Origin of the sequence: Brevibacterium picturae (assembly GCF_900105045.1) — a bacterium.
GTDB classification, from domain to species: Bacteria; Actinomycetota; Actinomycetes; order Actinomycetales; family Brevibacteriaceae; genus Brevibacterium; species Brevibacterium picturae.
In genome coordinates this window covers 2,831,646-2,847,100 of the sequence record NZ_LT629739.1, presented here as the reverse complement: position 1 = coordinate 2,847,100, position 15,455 = coordinate 2,831,646, and the positions used below count along the sequence as shown (strand labels likewise).

14 protein-coding genes are annotated in these 15,455 nt (G+C 64.3%); 11 read left to right on the top strand and 3 right to left on the bottom strand.

Annotated features, from left to right (window positions below; translation table 11 throughout):
* The first annotated feature begins 14 nt into the window (after positions 1–14).
* Together BLT92_RS13080 and BLT92_RS13075 are read left to right on the top strand one after the other, a co-directional pair.
* Positions 15–2,120: a helicase-associated domain-containing protein gene (locus BLT92_RS13080; RefSeq protein WP_092106194.1), complete on the top strand. Its 2,106-nt coding sequence runs from the start codon at positions 15–17 to the stop codon at positions 2,118–2,120.
* 58 nt (positions 2,121–2,178) lie between these two features.
* Entirely contained in the window at positions 2,179–3,813 is a 1,635-nt protein-coding gene (locus tag BLT92_RS13075) for a DNA repair helicase XPB (protein ID WP_092106192.1), read from the top strand.
* Positions 3,814–3,920: 107 nt separating this feature from the next.
* Here the strand turns inward: BLT92_RS13075 and BLT92_RS13070 are convergent, their stop codons facing one another.
* A complete protein-coding gene (locus BLT92_RS13070; RefSeq protein WP_231938821.1) occupies positions 3,921–4,880 on the bottom strand; it encodes an EamA family transporter in 960 nt (319 codons plus the stop codon).
* A 344-nt stretch (positions 4,881–5,224) separates the two neighbouring features.
* Here BLT92_RS13070 and BLT92_RS13065 point away from each other — a divergent pair, with 344 nt between their 5' ends.
* The 9 genes from BLT92_RS13065 (at position 5,225) to pspAB (ending at position 14,137) form a co-directional block, all read left to right on the top strand.
* Positions 5,225–5,812: a CGNR zinc finger domain-containing protein gene (locus BLT92_RS13065; RefSeq protein ID WP_092106190.1), complete on the top strand. Its 588-nt coding sequence runs from the start codon at positions 5,225–5,227 to the stop codon at positions 5,810–5,812.
* 256 nt (positions 5,813–6,068) lie between these two features.
* Positions 6,069–6,824: a response regulator transcription factor gene (locus BLT92_RS13060; RefSeq protein WP_092106188.1), complete on the top strand. Its 756-nt coding sequence runs from the start codon at positions 6,069–6,071 to the stop codon at positions 6,822–6,824.
* Between the two features lie 30 nt (positions 6,825–6,854).
* Positions 6,855–8,705, top strand: a complete 1,851-nt coding sequence (locus BLT92_RS13055; RefSeq protein ID WP_092106186.1) for a sensor histidine kinase — start codon at positions 6,855–6,857, stop codon at positions 8,703–8,705.
* The gene (locus BLT92_RS13050) at positions 8,702–10,723 is read left to right on the top strand and encodes a trypsin-like peptidase domain-containing protein (protein WP_092106184.1); all 2,022 of its coding nucleotides are present in this window, start codon (positions 8,702–8,704) and stop codon (positions 10,721–10,723) included. Before BLT92_RS13055 ends, BLT92_RS13050 begins: the two co-directional genes overlap by 4 nt.
* Before the next feature lie 181 nt (positions 10,724–10,904).
* Positions 10,905–11,192 carry a WXG100 family type VII secretion target gene (locus BLT92_RS13045; protein WP_092106182.1) on the top strand — a complete coding sequence of 96 codons (288 nt, stop codon included), beginning with the start codon at positions 10,905–10,907 and terminating at the stop codon, positions 11,190–11,192.
* A 237-nt stretch (positions 11,193–11,429) separates the two neighbouring features.
* A complete protein-coding gene (locus tag BLT92_RS13040; protein WP_092106180.1) occupies positions 11,430–12,176 on the top strand; it encodes a PspA/IM30 family protein in 747 nt (248 codons plus the stop codon).
* Entirely contained in the window at positions 12,173–12,457 is a 285-nt protein-coding gene (pspAA, locus tag BLT92_RS13035) for a PspA-associated protein PspAA (RefSeq protein WP_092106178.1), read from the top strand. Before BLT92_RS13040 ends, pspAA begins: the two co-directional genes overlap by 4 nt.
* A gap of 87 nt (positions 12,458–12,544) precedes the next feature.
* On the top strand, positions 12,545–13,453 hold the full coding sequence (gene htpX / locus BLT92_RS13030) for a zinc metalloprotease HtpX (protein ID WP_092106176.1): 909 nt from the start codon (positions 12,545–12,547) through the stop codon (positions 13,451–13,453).
* 84 nt (positions 13,454–13,537) lie between these two features.
* Positions 13,538–14,137, top strand: a complete 600-nt coding sequence (gene pspAB / locus BLT92_RS13025; protein ID WP_092106174.1) for a PspA-associated protein PspAB — start codon at positions 13,538–13,540, stop codon at positions 14,135–14,137.
* 230 nt (positions 14,138–14,367) lie between these two features.
* Here the strand turns inward: pspAB and BLT92_RS13020 are convergent, their stop codons facing one another.
* Complete coding sequence (locus BLT92_RS13020; RefSeq protein WP_092106172.1) at positions 14,368–14,580, bottom strand: RNA-binding S4 domain-containing protein; 213 nt, start codon at positions 14,578–14,580, stop codon at positions 14,368–14,370.
* Entirely contained in the window at positions 14,580–15,416 is an 837-nt protein-coding gene (locus tag BLT92_RS13015) for a hypothetical protein (protein ID WP_092106170.1), read from the bottom strand. Before BLT92_RS13015 ends, BLT92_RS13020 begins: the two co-directional genes overlap by 1 nt.
* Positions 15,417–15,455: the final 39 nt, after the last annotated feature.

Below are 15,455 nucleotides of genomic sequence, written 5' to 3'. Positions count from 1 at the left end.
GAGCAGCGATGTCAATGACCTTCAGCCAGTGGCTGACCCACAGTTCCGATACCGACTTCGAGTCCTTCGTCCGGACCCGTCGCGATCTCCTCCAACCCGAGTCCCCGACGATTCCCTCGCTGGCCGCGGCCGCATCCTCACGCATCGGCGTCTCCCGGGGCATCGAAGCCCTGACGTCGGCACAGCTCGACGTCTTCATCGACCTGGCCAAGGCCGCACGCACGTCGACGGACATCAACGTGCGTGAGAATCGTCATATCGACGACACCCTCGCCGAGGCTGCCCTCCCCCGACTGCGCGACCTGGGCCTGGCCTGGCCGTCGTCGGAGACCACCTGGCGGATCCAGTCGGAGGCCATCACACTGCTGCCCACCTCGGCGGCCGAATCCGCCCGGGCACATCCGTGGCAGGCGGCGAGGACCGAGCCGGATTCGAGCACCGAGTCGATTCCGACGACACTCATCCACAACAGCGAACGAGCCGCGGTGGCGGAGGTCATCTCCTCCCTGCGCGGACTCGTCGATGAGCTGGCGACCTCCCCGATCTCCCGCTTGACCAGCGGCGGAATCTCCAAGCGAGACGTCACCCGGATCGGGAGAACCATCGACCTGGGACTCGAGCAGACGATCACCCTGCTGCTCGCGGCGAAGTCGCTGAGCCTCATCGGCGTGCTCGACGACCCGCTGGACCCCCAGTGGACGGCCAGCGACGACGCGGCCAACGTCCTCGAAGGCGACAGGGCAGAACTCTGGGCAGCTCTGATGACCTCCTGGCTGCGCGAACCCCTCGACGTCACCCAACTGGCGGCCGGGGCGAGCGCCAACGAACGCCTCACCGTCCTCGCGTCCCCGAAGAAGTCCCTATTCAAGGGGTTCAGCCAGTCCCAGCCGACGATGCCCCTGCTGCGCTTCACCATCCTGGAGATCCTGGGCGGAATCGGTCTCGGGTCCTCCCGTTCGGCCGAGTGGATCCACGCACAGGTCCTTGCCGCCCGCCCACTCATCCCCGCCCACGATTTCGCGATGACCGAGGCGATCCTCCACACCGCAGGTGCCTTCGGCCTGGCCACGACCCCGCTGCAGAACGCGCAGCATTTCGGGCCCAGCAGGTTCGGCGCCCTCCTCGCAGAAGGCCTGCAGACCGCGATGAGCGCCCAGGCCGCCCAGGATCCCTCGATCGCGCCCGTGAACTTCAGCCTCGAGAGCCTCGCAGTGCCCACAGATGTCGTCGACGCGGTTCGGCTCGGACTCGTCGATGAGGTCGAAACCGTGCTCATCCAGTCCGATCTCACCGCCGTGGCCACCGGGCCCATCGAACCACGCGTCCACCACATCCTGCGCCGGTTTGCCGTCGTCGAGGCGCGCGGGCAGGGCACTGTCTATCGCATCGATGCCGACACGATCGAGGCGAGCATGCAGACCGGCATCAATGCCGCCGACGCCCTGGCCCAACTCGCGGAGATCAGCGCCGAGGCTCTGCCGTCGACTCTGGAATTCCTCATCGAGAACACGGCCTCGAAGCTGCGCCGGGTCCAAGTCGCCGGTGCCCGTGCCGTCCTCGTCGTCGACGACCCGGTCGACCTCGATGTCATCCTCTCCGACCAGGCCATGCTGCCGGCCGGCCTCGAGCGTCTGGCCCCGACTGTGGCGGTCGGCCAGTTGGGCCCCGAGCGCACCATGCACCTGCTCGAATCCGCCGAGCACCACGCCCTGCTGCATTCGCCCTCGGGGCCGGTGCGCAAACGCAGGGTCATCACGCAGGCCGAGCCCGAGGTGCATCTGCGCAAGCGCGCGCGGGTCACCGACGACCACCTCGGCGAATACATCCGCATCCTCCGCTCCCCCGGAGCCCGCGCGGTGACGACCACGAGCACGGACGAGCCGCTGGGGCACATGGACCGTCTCCGGGAGGCCGCCGAGGCGGGCCGGACGGTCACGATCACACTCGCCGACTCGCACGGGCAGGAACGCGTCATCGATATGCTCCCGACCACCGTCAACGGTGGGCGCGTGCGGGGCACGGTGAAGACCACCGGCGCCGAGGCGTCCCTGTCGATCGCGCGGATCGTCAGTGTCGATGTGACCGAGGATCCATCCGCTGCGGCGGAGGAACAATCCTGAGGGCACTGGCGTTGTGCCCTCGGAAGTCACCTCGGCGTGGGAAGAAGCAGGAACACATATGAACGGTCCGTTGATCGTGCAGTCCGATCGGACTGTGCTGTTGGAGTCGGGGCATCCCCTGGCCGTCGAGGCGGCCGTGGCGATCGCCCCGTTCGCACAGCTCTCGCGGACACCGGAGTACATTCACACGTACACGATCACGCCCTTGGGGCTGTGGAACGCCCGGGCCAGCGGACATGACGCGGAATCCGTCGTCGACGTCCTCCTCGAGTTCGCGAAGTACCCGGTGCCCCACGAGCTGCTCGTCGACATCGTCGACATCATGGACCGCTTCGGAGTCCTCACCCTCGTCGACCACCCGATCCACGGCCTGACCCTGACCTCGAGCGACACCGAACTGCTCGCCTCGCTCATCGGCCAGCCGGACCTGGCGGGCAAGTTCGGCACGTCCCTCGACGCCGAATCCGTCCTCGTCCACCCCTCGGAGCGCGGCGAACTCAAGCACGCGCTGCTGCGGCTGGGCCACCCCGTCTCCGACCATGCCGGCTATGTCGACGGCGAAGCCCACGAGATCGCTCTGTCCGATGACGCCCACGGCGGGCAGTGGCATCTGCGCGACTACCAGAAGGAGGCGATCGACCATTCTCTCAGCGGTGAGTCCGGTGTCGTCGTCCTCCCCTGTGGCGCGGGCAAGACCATCGTCGGAGTGGCCACGATGTCACGCGTGCAGACGACGACGCTCATCCTCGTGACGAACTCGGTCTCCGCCCGGCAGTGGAAGGACGAGATCCTCAACAGGACCTCGCTGACCGAGGACGAAATCGGCGAGTATTCGGGGTCGACGAAGGAGATCCGGCCGATCACCATCGCCACCTATCAGGTGCTCACCACCCGCCGTAAGGGCTCCTACCTGCACCTCGAACTCCTCGACGCCAAGGATTGGGGGCTCGTCATCTACGATGAGGTCCACCTTCTGCCGGCACCCATCTTCCGCCTGACCGCGAGCCTGCAGGCCAGGCGACGGCTCGGGCTCACGGCCACCTTGGTGCGTGAGGACGGACGTGAGGACGAGGTCTTCTCCCTCATCGGGCCCAAGCAGTACGAAGTGCCGTGGAAGGAGCTCGAACGCATGGGCTACATCGCCACCGCGGCCTGCCACGAGGTCCGGGTCCGTCTCGACGGGGGAACTCGGACGGCGTATGCGCGCGCCGACGGCGAGGACCGGTACCGGCTCGCGGCCACCTCGGATGCGAAGCTGCCGATCGTGCGCGAACTCGTCGCCGACCATCCCGATGCGCAGATCCTGGTCATCGGCCAATACCTCGATCAGCTCGAGGAGGTCGGGAACGAACTCGACGCCCCTGTGCTGACCGGGCAGACGCCGGAGTCGCAGCGCCAGGAGCTCTTCCGCGACTTCCGTTCGGGCGCCATCCCGGTCCTCGTGGTCTCGAAGGTCGCGAACTTCTCCGTCGACCTGCCGGCTGCCTCGGTGGCGATCCAGGTCTCCGGCGCCTTCGGGTCCCGGCAGGAGGAGGCCCAGCGCCTGGGCCGGATCCTGCGGCCGAAGGAGGATATGGGTTCAGCGACATTCTACACCGTCGTCGCCGCCGACACCGTCGACGAACACTTCGCCGCCCAGCGCCGCCGCTTCCTCACCGAACAGGGCTACAGCTACGACATCGAGGTTCGCTGAGGGGTGGGCCGGGCCGAACCCCGCTGCTAAACGCCCCCGACGTCACAAAACCTCCCCAGCGCCACGCGTTTTTAGTGACGTCGGGGAGGTTTAGGGAGCACCGCACCTCAGACCTCGACGAGATCCTCTGTGCGCACGACAACCTCGCGGGAGGCGACCCGGCGGGCCAGGCGCGCCTCGCCCCATTTGATGAAGCCGACGCCGCCGACGATGAACACGCCGCCGAAGAGCTGGATGGGCGTCGGCAGCTCGGACAGGACGAACCAGGCAACGATCACGGAGAAGGGAACCTCGACGAGGTTGAGGAACGAGCCGATGGTCGCCCCGATGTAGCGCAGACCCAGGATGCCCGTGATGTAGGCGCCCACGGTGAAGACGACGATCATCGACATGGGCAGGATCCAGGAGACCTTGTATCCGCCCATGTCGACATCGCTGGTGACGGCACCGGCGGGCATGACACCTGCGAGGACGATGACGGTCATCACCAGCGCACCGATTCCCATACCCAGGCCGGTCAGGGCGACCGGTGGAACGTTGATGGAATCCTTCGCCGAGACGAGGAAGTAGCTGGCCAGACAGACAGCGGCAGCGAGGGCCATGACGACCCCGAAGACGCTGATGTCAGAGTTGCGGAGGTCGAGGACGAGCAGGAGCCCGACCATCGAGACCATCACCCCGATGAAGGTCACCGTCGCCGGCCGGGTGCGCGACCGCGCCCAGATCCAGAACACCAGCAGCATCGGTGCCGTCATCTCGAGCAGCAGCGCAACGGCCACGGTGAGGTGTTCGACGGCGACGAAGTAGAAGCCCTGCACGCCGGCCATCGACACCAGCCCGTACGTGAGCACGGTCTTCCAGTTGGCGCGCACCTCGTCCCAGCGCCCGTGCAGAGCGATGAGACTGGGGATGAGCAGCAGCACGGCCGAGCCCGCCAGGCGAATGAGCACGACGGAACCGGGCGTCCACCCGATCTCGTACATCGTCTTCGCGATGGGGCCGGAGACCGCGAAGAAGAACGCGGAGGCAAGCGTCAGCAGGAACCCCATGACGACGGTGCGATTCATTCCTGACCTCCAGTGAGTGTGCTGATGATGAGATGCCTGCGGGCGCGGTGATGTGCGGTGGTCCGACGTGGACGCATGCCCTCGCCGAGGCGGTGGTGCGTGTGGGTGAGCTGTGGTGCGGTTCAGATGTGGTGTGGGCCAGTTGTGGTTTGGAACAGTTGTGATGTGTGAGTGAGAACTGCGGAGATGTGAGTGGCCCGAGAGCGACCGAGTTGTGCTGATCGGCCGCTGACGCGACGCGCGCTGTGCGAGCATGAGCCCGTCCTCATGAAGTATTCACCACGGCCGCGAAATGAGTCAAATGCACTTTGGTCCTTACATCATGTGCAAGAATGTGACCCACAATGACTTTCGCCAATGACATTCGCTCGAACCTCACCATGCTCGTCGACCTGCTGAACACCTCCGGGGCCATCGCCGAGGCGGGAGATGAGCTGACGACGACCGCCGGACTCCACGGATTCGCGGCCCGACACGACTTCTCCGGGCCGCTGAAGGCCACGAAGTCCGACGTCAAAGAGACCCGGGAACTCCGTGAACGCTTCGCCATCGCCCTCGATGCCAGCATCGACGCCGAGACGGACTCTGATGCCTCGAAGGCCACGGAGCGCATCGTCAGTGAGGTCAATGTCACACTTCAGTGGGCCGGTGCACTCCCGCGATTGGTCAGACACGGGGACTGGGATTGGCACCTGCACGCAGTGGGTCAGTCGGCGAGTCTCGCCGATCGGGTCGCCGCCGACGTGGCACTGGTCCTCATCGACCTGATCCGCAGCGGCGACCTCGACAGGCTCGGTCTCTGCGCCGCCGAGGACTGCAATGCCTACCTCGCCGACTTCACCCGCAATCGCTCGAAGCGCTTCTGCGATTCCGGCAACTGCGCCAACCGCACGCATGTGGCCGCATTCCGCGCCCGCCAGACTGAACCCTGACTCGCAACACCGAACCCTGAGGTGAAGACCGGTCCGGGAACCGCCTCGGCGACCGAGACTCCCACGGCTGCCGACTTTCCTGTGTTCCAACTGTGTACGAGCGCAAATATCGCTCAAATTGTGGGGTCGTTCCTGAGAGCGCATGCGGCACTCAGGCCTCGATAGGACTTTTCTGAGAGTTTTTCCGTGATGTAGATCACAATTGCATTCAGGTAACTATCACTGGACTATCAGAGTAGAGCTTCAGACTGGATGCATGACTACAGCAAACGATACCGACATCGAGGCCACACTCCTCGTTGTCGACGATGAGCCCAATATCCGCGAACTCCTCTCGACCAGCCTGCGCTTCGCAGGATTCGACGTCGTCTCGGCCGCCAATGGCGCAGAAGCGCTTCGCCTGGCCGAGCAGACCGCTCCCGACCTTCTCGTCCTCGACGTGATGCTGCCGGACATGGACGGCTTCACCGTCACGCGTCGCCTTCGCCAGATCGGCATGAACGCTCCGGTCGTGTTCCTCACCGCCCGTGATGACACCTCGGACAAGATCACCGGCCTGACCGTCGGCGGCGATGACTACGTGACGAAGCCCTTCAGCCTCGAAGAAGTCGTTGCCCGAATCCGCGCCGTGCTGCGCCGGACCCGCAGCCTCGAAGAAGAGGAGAACGCCGTCATCATGGCCGGCGACCTCGAACTCGATGACGACACCCACGAGGTGCGTCGTTCGGGAATCCTCATCGACCTCTCCCCCACTGAGTTCAAGCTGCTGCGCTACTTGATGCTCAACACGAACCGGGTGCTCTCGAAGTCACAGATCCTCGACCATGTCTGGGAATACGACTTCGGCGGCGACACCGGAATCGTCGAATCCTACATCTCCTACCTGCGCCGCAAGATCGACGTCACACCGGAGACCGACGCCGCCGGACACCCTGTCGAGATGGAATGGACACCGATGATCCAGACCAAGCGCGGCGTGGGCTACATGCTGCGCACACCAGAATCCAAGTAATCAGCCAAACTCAGGCACTAGATTACTCACGTGGCAAAAGAATCCCGTCCTACACGTCCCGGCTTCTGGGAAGAGTGGTCACTGACCACGAAGCTGCTGGCCATCATGATGCTGCTCATGCTGCTCGTACTCTCCGGAACGAGCGCCTGGGTGCTCGAGAACCTTCGCGACAGCCTTGTCGAACGCACCGATGAGAGACTCATCAATGCCTCGGAGACTTTGGCGAAGCAGGCCTACCAAGATGTGTTCCAACCTGCTCAGCTGCAGTCAACGCAGTCGAGTGAGAACCAGACCGCGGATTCGAGTGACAGCGACGGGTCGGATTCCTCGGCCGAGACTCCCACCACCATCGATTCGAGCTCCTGGGATGAGCTCAAGAGCCTTATGCCCGGGGGCTTCTACGTCCAGTTCTATGACACGAACGGCAAACCGATCAGCGACCCGGTGGCTCCCGAGCCGCAGAACCGCCCGATTCTGCCGACGGTCAACGAAAACCAGGTCTACGAACGCTCCGGTGAGCCATTCACCGTCGCCGGAACCAGTTCGAAGTGGCGAGCACGAGCGATGAAGGTCCAGAACACCGACGTGCTCGTCTCCATCGCGGTGCCCTTCGACCGTGAGATCGACGGCATCAACGAACGTGCCCGCAATACGATGATCGGCATCGGCCTGCTGGCGCTGGCCATGGTGGCAGGCGTCGGGTACTGGGCGATCAACAACACGTTCCGTCCGCTGCGTGACATCGAGAAGACCGCATCACGCATCGCCGCCGGTGATCTGAGTCAAAGGGTCCCCACGTTCCCTCGCAATACCGAGCTCGGTCGTCTCTCCGGCGCGCTGAACACGATGTTGGGCCGGATCGAAGACTCCTTCGACGGGCAGACGCGATCGGAGAAGCGCATCCGCCAGTTCGTGTCCGACGCATCTCACGAACTGCGCACGCCCTTGGTCACGATTCGCGGCTACGCCGAGCTCTACCGGCAGGGTGCGATCACGAAATCAGACGACATCGGGGCTGCGATGGAGCGCATGGAGTCCGAGGCCAAACGCATGGGCGTCCTCGTCGACGACCTCGTCGTCCTCGCCCGCCTCGACGAGCAGCGACCTGCCGAGATCGGTCCCATCGACCTCCACAGGATCGCCCGCGACGCTGCAGCCGATGCCGCTGCCCAAGCCCCCGACCGGGACATCAGCTTCATCGGACTCGACGGAGAAGACGCCCAGCCCGTGCCAATGATCCGAGGGTCGGAATCGAAGATCCGCCAGGTCATCGTCAATCTCGCCGGCAACGCGGTCCGGCACACGCCCGAGCACACCGCCGTCGAATTCGCCGTCGGGGTCGTCGGAGGCCGCTCCGAATCAAGCGCTGAACCAGCCGACCCGACAGGTGGCCAGGACGACGGCTCCAAAACCGGAGCGAACAAGGCTGCGGCGAAGGACAAGTCCCGCGAGCGCGGATTCGTCACCGGCGGTGTCCGCATCTTCCGCCGAGGCGACTCGAATGGCAATGATCAGACCGACGCTCAGGAACCGACCGGCATCGTGCCGGATATGACGGCGGCCGGGTCCATCACCGTCGACGATTCTCTGCGCGGGTTCCCCAACGGGCGAGTCAGGTTCGAAGTCCGCGACCACGGCGAGGGAATCGATCCCGAGGTCGTGCCCCGGATCTTCGAACGGTTCTACCGCCTCGACGTCTCCAGGACTCGCGACACCGGCGGATCGGGCCTCGGGCTCTCCATCGTCAAGGCGATCGTGGAGAACCACCACGGTGCGATCACAGTGCACCAGACACCGGGTGGCGGTGCGACGTTCCGCATCGACCTGCCCATCTCAGAAACTGACGACAGCGCTCCGGACGCACGAAAGGACGAGCGATGAGCAGCAACGACCCCAACAATCAGGGCAACAATTCCAACAATCGGGGACGGCACGGGGATCAGGACCACCGGACGTTTTCCACCGATGACTCACGCGAATCCTCAGATGATCCCCGCAACTCGGCGGCAGGGTCCCAGAACTCCGCGGACGGATCCCGCCGTTCGGCAGAAGTGCCGCGCACGTTCCCGAGCGGCTCGAATGGCCCCAGCGGCTCGAACGGTCCGAACGGTCCGGCTCGGGTCAGTCCGCCCGTCGCGCCGCCGGCCGGCCCGAACGGCCCCGAGTCGGGACAAGGCCAAGCCCAAAGCCACAGTCCTGGTCAAGGGCAGAGTGCTGGTCAGGGTCAGGACCCGAGACAGAGCCCGTGGCAAGGTCAGGACCCGCGGCAGGGTCGCGGGCCGGGGCAGGACCCGCGGCAGGGGCAGGGCGCCGGCCCCGGTCGCCAGGACCAGAATCCTCCCCAGATGCAGCCGACTCGCGCTCAACCCCCTGTGGATGCACCGACACCGACAGGGCATCCAGGACAATCGGGGCAACCGGGGTATGGCTCCGGCCAGAACTATGCCAGCGCCAACTCACCCTATGGTGGCCCGCAGACCGGCCCCACCTCCCCCACTGACCCGAACCCGTACGGCACTCCCTATTCGCAAGGCGCCGGACAGACCACAACCGGCGCGGGCCCAGGCGTCCCGGCCGGCACCGCCGGTCCAGTCGGCACAGGCGCAGCCGGCGCTGGTGCCGGTGCACCTGCCGATGCTGGCGCAGGCGCCGCCGCCTACGGTCACTGGGGCAATCAGCCGAACTCGGGTGGATATCCCGGGTCCGGTTCCGCAGGCTTCCAGTCCGGGCCCGGGGGCCCGGGGGGACCCAACGGTCCCGGCGGTCCAGGGCCGTACGGAGGCCAAGCACCACCTCGGCGAGAGAAGCGAGGACCGGGCTGGGGCGCGACCATCGCCATCGCCCTGATCGCTGCTCTTCTGGGCGGGGCTCTGGCCTTCGGCGGAAGCTACGCGGTCAGCGCCTTCGGCGGAGATGAGCCACGCAAGGTCGCCGATCAGACCATCGAGACCCCGGACTGGACCCAGGTCGCAAAGGAGACTTCCCAGAGCGTCGTCTCGATCAAGGTCGGCACCAGTGGACAGGTGCAGGGGCTGGGATCGGGCTCCATCTATGACGACCAGGGACACGTCATCACGAACAATCACGTGGTGGCTCCGGCGGACACGCCCTCCGGTGAGATCGCGGTGACGATGAAGAGCGGAGAGACGACGAAGGCCGAAATCGTCGGCCGCGACCCGTCGACCGATATCGCGGTCATCAAGCTCGAGCAGGTTCCCGATGACGTCGATCCCCTGCCCGTCGGCGACTCGAAGGAGATGGAGGTCGGCGATCCGGTGATGGCATTGGGCAACCCCCTCGGCCTCGCGGATTCGGTCACCACCGGCATTGTCTCGGCCCTCGACAGGCCGGTGTCCACGGAGAACATCGGCAAGGACGCGCAGCAGAAGGAGATGACGATCACGAACGCCATCCAGACGGATGCGGCGATCAACCCCGGCAACTCCGGTGGACCGCTCGTGGACGGCAATGGCGAATTCATCGGTGTGAACTCCGCTGCAGCCTCGTTGAGTCAGGCTGGTGAAGGTGGCCAGTCGGGTTCGATCGGCATCGGATTCGCCATTCCCTCCTCACAAGCTGTGATGATCGCCGACCAGCTCATCGCCAGCGGCAAGGCGCTGCATCCGTTCCTCGGGATCACGCTCACTGACGGACAGATCAACAGTGGGGGCATCACTCGCGGCAGCGCCAAGGTGCAGTCCGTGCAGTCCGGATCGCCGGCAGACAAGGCCGGCTTCAAGGACGGCGATGACATCGTGTCCGTGGCCGGCACCAAGGTCAACAATGCGATCGGTCTGCGCGCACTCGTCCGGGCGCAGCCGACGAACACTCCCGTCGACTTCACTGTCATCCGCGGCGGTCAGGAGCAGACGCTGAAGACATCACTGGTCCTGAAGTAGTCGGACTTGAGTGCAGATCGCTGTAGACGACGATCTCACTCATGTGCATCGAGGGTGTGGACAGCCAAGTGCTGTCCACACCCTCTTTCTTTGAACTTCTGTCGGCGGCGAGCGAGCCGCGATGCTGGAGTGAGTCCGGGCGCCTCGTCCTGTGTCCCGGTGACCACCGTCAGGAGAAGTCATGAGTTTCGAAGTCGATGCCGAACGCGTCTCATCCGCAGCGGCCGCCACGGCCGGCACCTCCCGCACCCTCATTGCAGAGTCCAATACGATGCTGAGGAATCTTTTGGCCCTGCAGGAGTGTTGGAAAGGAAGTGCGGCACAGAATTTCCAGACGGTCATCAATGAATGGGAAGGGGCACAGAAACAGCTGTTCGAATCACTGAACTCGATTCATGCAGCGCTCAACACGGCGGCCGCGCAGTACTCGGAGGTCGAAGCTGCGAACTCTCGCCTCTTCGCACCGTGAGCGCCGGTTCGTTCCGAGAGCGCTGGTTCACTCCGTGAGCGCCGGGCAATCGACACTGTCGGTACCTAATCCCATCTGAAGTCTCTGTTCGAGTTCTTTGTCCGCGTCTGGCAAATTATCAGCCTTTATTAGTAGGCTGATAGCGATAGTTCGCGGCGGTGCTGGCTGGGTTCCTCCAGGTTCGGAGATGATCGGCCGGCAGCGTCGGGTCAAGACCAATGCAGGAGTCAACTAGGGATGAGTATCTTCCAAAGGATCGCGGCGATCTTCGGCGCCAAGGCCAACAAGGCACTGGACAAAGCCGAGGACCCCAATGAAACTCTCGACTATTCATATCAGAAGCAGCTTGAGCTGCTGCAGAAGGTACGCCGCGGTGTTGCCGATGTCGCCACCAGCCGCAAGCGCCTCGAGCTGCAGATGACGCAGCTCGAACAGCAGCAGACCAAACTCAGCGGCCAGGCTCAGAAGGCCATGGAAATGAACCGCGAGGACCTCGCACGTGAGGCACTGACTCGGAAGTCGGGACTGGACCAGCAGATCACCGACCTGCAGGGTCAGCACGAGGGGCTGCAGGCCGAAGAGCAGAAACTCACCATGGCTTCACAACGGTTGCAGGCCAAGGTCGACGCCTTCCGCACCCGGAAGGAAACGATCAAAGCCACATACAACGCCGCCGAGGCACAGTCGAAGATCGGCGAAGCCTTCTCGGGCATCTCCGAAGAACTCGGTGACGTCGGACTCGCGGTCCAGCGCGCCGAGGACAAGACCGCTTCGCTCCAGGCACGTGCCGGTGCCGTCGACGAACTGATCGCTTCGGGCGCACTGGAGGATGTGACCGGCTCGTCGAAGGACGACCTCAGCGCACAGCTCGACGCGCTCTCCAGCGATAACGACGTCGAGATGGAACTCAACCGGATGCGTGAGGCGCTGCCGGCCTCGTCGGACAAACAGCAGCAGTCGCTTGAAGGTGAGGACAAGCAATGATCATCCGCATCATGGGCGAAGGCCAGTTCGACGTCGCAGACGTCGACCACAAGCTGCTGCAGAAGTACGACAATCAGGTCGAGGACGCCGTCAATGTGGGCAATGAACAAGCCGCCAGAAACGCTCTGAATTCGCTCCACGACTACGTCGTCGGACACGGCAAGCCAGTCTCGGACGACTTTCTGGGGACGAGCGAAGCCGTCGTCCCGTTCGTCGACGCGACTCTGGAAGAGATTACCGAACTTCTCACCGGCGAAGGCTTCATTCCCGATCCAGCCTGATCCTCATAGCTTGATATCGATGACTCCGGCCCATTGCCTTGACCCAAGGCTGTGGGCCGGAACTGACACACCCAGAGAGGAACGACGATGAAGAATCGCTTCGTCAAAGACAACGGACTCACCATGCGCATGGGGTGGACGATCTTCCTCAATGGGCTCATCTACGTGATCCTCATCCTCGCCATCTGGTGGATGCTCGGCGGAAGCATCTCCGGCGTCATCATCGCTGTGCTCGTCAGTGCCGGCGCATTCTTCTTCCAGTGGTACTTCTCGGACAAGATCGCCATGAAGGCGATGGGTGCACGGGAGGTCTCCCCTGAGGAGGCCTCGGACCTGCACACGATGATCGACCGCCTCTGCCAGCTCGCCGATTCGACCAAACCGCGCGTCGCAGTCTCGAATTCAGCCATCCCCAATGCCTTCGCCACTGGCCGGTCACCGGAACGCTCGGTCGTCTGTGTCACGCGTGGTCTGCTCGAGAAGCTCGACCGCGATGAGGTCGAGGTCGTGCTCGCCCACGAACTCTCTCACGTCGCCCACCGCGATGTCACCGTCATGACCGTCGCCGGAGTCACCGGCGTCGTAGCCGCGCTGATGATGCGCGCCGGGTATTACATGAGCTTCGGACGATCGAACAACAACAACGGCGTTCCGATCCAGTTGCTGTTCATCCTCGTCGGTGCCGTCGTCTACGGGCTCTCGTTCCTCCTCATCCGCAGCCTCTCGCGCTACCGCGAACTTGCCGCGGACAGGGCAGCCGCAATCCTCACCGGCGCACCCTCGACACTGGCCTCCGCACTGACGAAGCTCAGCGGCGACATGAGCAAGATCCCCGAGAAGGACCTGCGTGCCTCCTCCTCGGCGAATCACCTGGCCCTCATTCCCGCAGCCAGCGGCAAGGCCGCCTTCACACAGCTCTTCTCCACCCATCCCTCGCTCGACAAACGCCTGGAGCAGTTGGCGAGGATCTCCGGGCAGCTCTCGCAGCCGCAGTGACCACTACTCTGGTGACATCAGCCGTTCTGCTGACCACAACTCTGGTGACATCAACCGCACCGACCGACATCCACTAGGAGTTTCATGGGTTTCTTCGACGCGCTGTTGGGCCGTTCCAAACCGAAGCGGGCCAACCTCGACGACCTCTTCGCACTGCCTCCCGCCGCACTGACGCTCGAGGCCGCGACAGGCTTCAAGCCCACCGGAGTCGGCGCCGTGGCATTCCGACAGGTCGAGGGTGCGGCGTTCCAGACCGCCGAGTCCGAGAGCATCGCCCTCATCAGTTCGGACTCCGCCGCGAGCGTGTCACAGCGCAACGACGGCTTCGGCTACACCTGGCAGGTGGTCTCCGACTCCGACGCCCAGGTGGTCAGCCTCGTGACCAATCTGCACGCCGTGAATTCGGCCCTGGTCAGCCAGGGCTTCGATACGATGCTGCTGTGCTCGACCGTCTACTTCGCCAACCCGGATGGTCGCCGTCTGGCGCTTGTCTACCAGTACAAGCGGGGCACCTTCTATCCGTTCGCACAGTCGGGCCCCAAACAGCGCGACAACCCACTCGAGATTCAGGTGCGTGGCATACTGTCCAATGAGCTCCCCTTCGAAGAGGACACCTCCAGGTGGTCGCCTCTCTGGGACGCACCCGGTCTCAACGACACCCCTCGGGCGGATCAACACCCCTGAGCACGGATCACATGCCCTCCGTCGTCGACGGAGGGCGTATACCCGTCGGCCGGAGCGACGCGAACTCAACTGCAGCCGTCGGCCAAGCGACCGCGCCTGAACCGGAATACGCAGCTGAACCGGAGTAAATGCCTGCACCGGAATAAGCGGAAGGGACGTCCCCGCGGGGACGTCCCTTCCGCTTTGTCAGTCCTGGTTCGGCAGTCGGCTCGAAACCAGGACGGCGAGTCCTACTCGGCAGAGATCTCGATGGCCTCGCCCAGGGCCTCGACCGTGTCTCCGGGACGAATCGTGGCGCCTCGGCGAGTCTCGACCTCACCGTTGACCACGACTTCGCCGTCGGCGATCATGTCTTTGGCCATCGCACCGTGTTCGGCGACGCCATGGAGTTTGAGCAGCTGACCGAGTTTGATCGAATCACCGCGGATTTCGATGGTCTCCATCAGAACAGGTCTCCGAAGTCGAATCCGTCGCCGCCGAAGAGTCCGCCGCCGTCGCCACCATCTCCGCCACCAAAGAGTCCGCCGCCGTCACCTCCGGCATCGCCGCCGCCTCCGTCACCGCCGCCAGCATCGGCTCCAGCACCTTCGGCACCGTCCCAGCCGCCGCCCATTCCACCGAACATCATCGATCCCATGAGCACGCCGGGCAGAAGTCCCGAGCCTGCGTAGGAGTTGAAGTATCCCCGGTTGTATTCGGCGTATGCGGGACCGGCCTCCCAGTAGGCGCGGCGTGTGTGTCCGTCACCGGTCACGACCTTGCGGACCGCGGGCTCGGCACCCACTGCGACTCGCTCTGCGTCGGCGGCGCAGACGGGAACCGGACGCAATTGGCCTCCGGCCGGTGCCCAGTCGATGTCTTCGACTGAGGGACCGTGCTGCGGGTTGAAGAAGCAGGGGGGACGACGCACAGGAAGTGGCTTTCCGTCCACGCGGGCGCGCACACATTTGGCCGCGTAGCGACCGTCTTCGAGTGCCTCGGTGACATTGCGGATATCGGAGGGCTCGTCGACCTTGTCGAGCGTTTCCTTGGCGATGTCATAGGAGTCGAGCGCCTGCTTGTAGTCCTGCTCGCCGCCGGTGTCGAGTTCGACGCCAGCCGTGAGAATATCGAGTTCGGCGACTTCTTCGCCGAAGGACGTGACATCCTCTTCAGCGGTCTTCGTCACCTGCTGCAGCTCGGCGGCGAAGAGCTCCTTCTGACGCTTCTTCTCCTTGCGGTGGCTCACGAAGAAGATGGTGCCGAGCACCACGATTATTATCAGGAATACTTCTGCCACGATTCATGCCTCCCCAGCAAAACGAGTCACCAGTAAGTA

Excerpts from the sequence above, each read along its gene's own strand:
- BLT92_RS13080 (WP_092106194.1), top strand. The coding sequence starts at position 15 with ATGACCTTCAGCCAGTGGCTGACCCACAGTTCCGATACCGACTTCGAG.
- BLT92_RS13075 (WP_092106192.1), top strand. The coding sequence starts at position 2,179 with ATGAACGGTCCGTTGATCGTGCAGTCCGATCGGACTGTGCTGTTGGAG.
- BLT92_RS13070 (WP_231938821.1), bottom strand. The coding sequence starts at position 4,880 with ATGAATCGCACCGTCGTCATGGGGTTCCTGCTGACGCTTGCCTCCGCG.
- BLT92_RS13065 (WP_092106190.1), top strand. The coding sequence starts at position 5,225 with ATGACTTTCGCCAATGACATTCGCTCGAACCTCACCATGCTCGTCGAC.
- BLT92_RS13060 (WP_092106188.1), top strand. The coding sequence starts at position 6,069 with ATGACTACAGCAAACGATACCGACATCGAGGCCACACTCCTCGTTGTC.
- BLT92_RS13050 (WP_092106184.1), top strand. The coding sequence starts at position 8,702 with ATGAGCAGCAACGACCCCAACAATCAGGGCAACAATTCCAACAATCGG.
- BLT92_RS13045 (WP_092106182.1), top strand. The coding sequence starts at position 10,905 with ATGAGTTTCGAAGTCGATGCCGAACGCGTCTCATCCGCAGCGGCCGCC.
- BLT92_RS13040 (WP_092106180.1), top strand. The coding sequence starts at position 11,430 with ATGAGTATCTTCCAAAGGATCGCGGCGATCTTCGGCGCCAAGGCCAAC.
- pspAA (WP_092106178.1), top strand. The coding sequence starts at position 12,173 with ATGATCATCCGCATCATGGGCGAAGGCCAGTTCGACGTCGCAGACGTC.
- htpX (WP_092106176.1), top strand. The coding sequence starts at position 12,545 with ATGAAGAATCGCTTCGTCAAAGACAACGGACTCACCATGCGCATGGGG.
- pspAB (WP_092106174.1), top strand. The coding sequence starts at position 13,538 with ATGGGTTTCTTCGACGCGCTGTTGGGCCGTTCCAAACCGAAGCGGGCC.
- BLT92_RS13020 (WP_092106172.1), bottom strand. The coding sequence starts at position 14,580 with ATGGAGACCATCGAAATCCGCGGTGATTCGATCAAACTCGGTCAGCTG.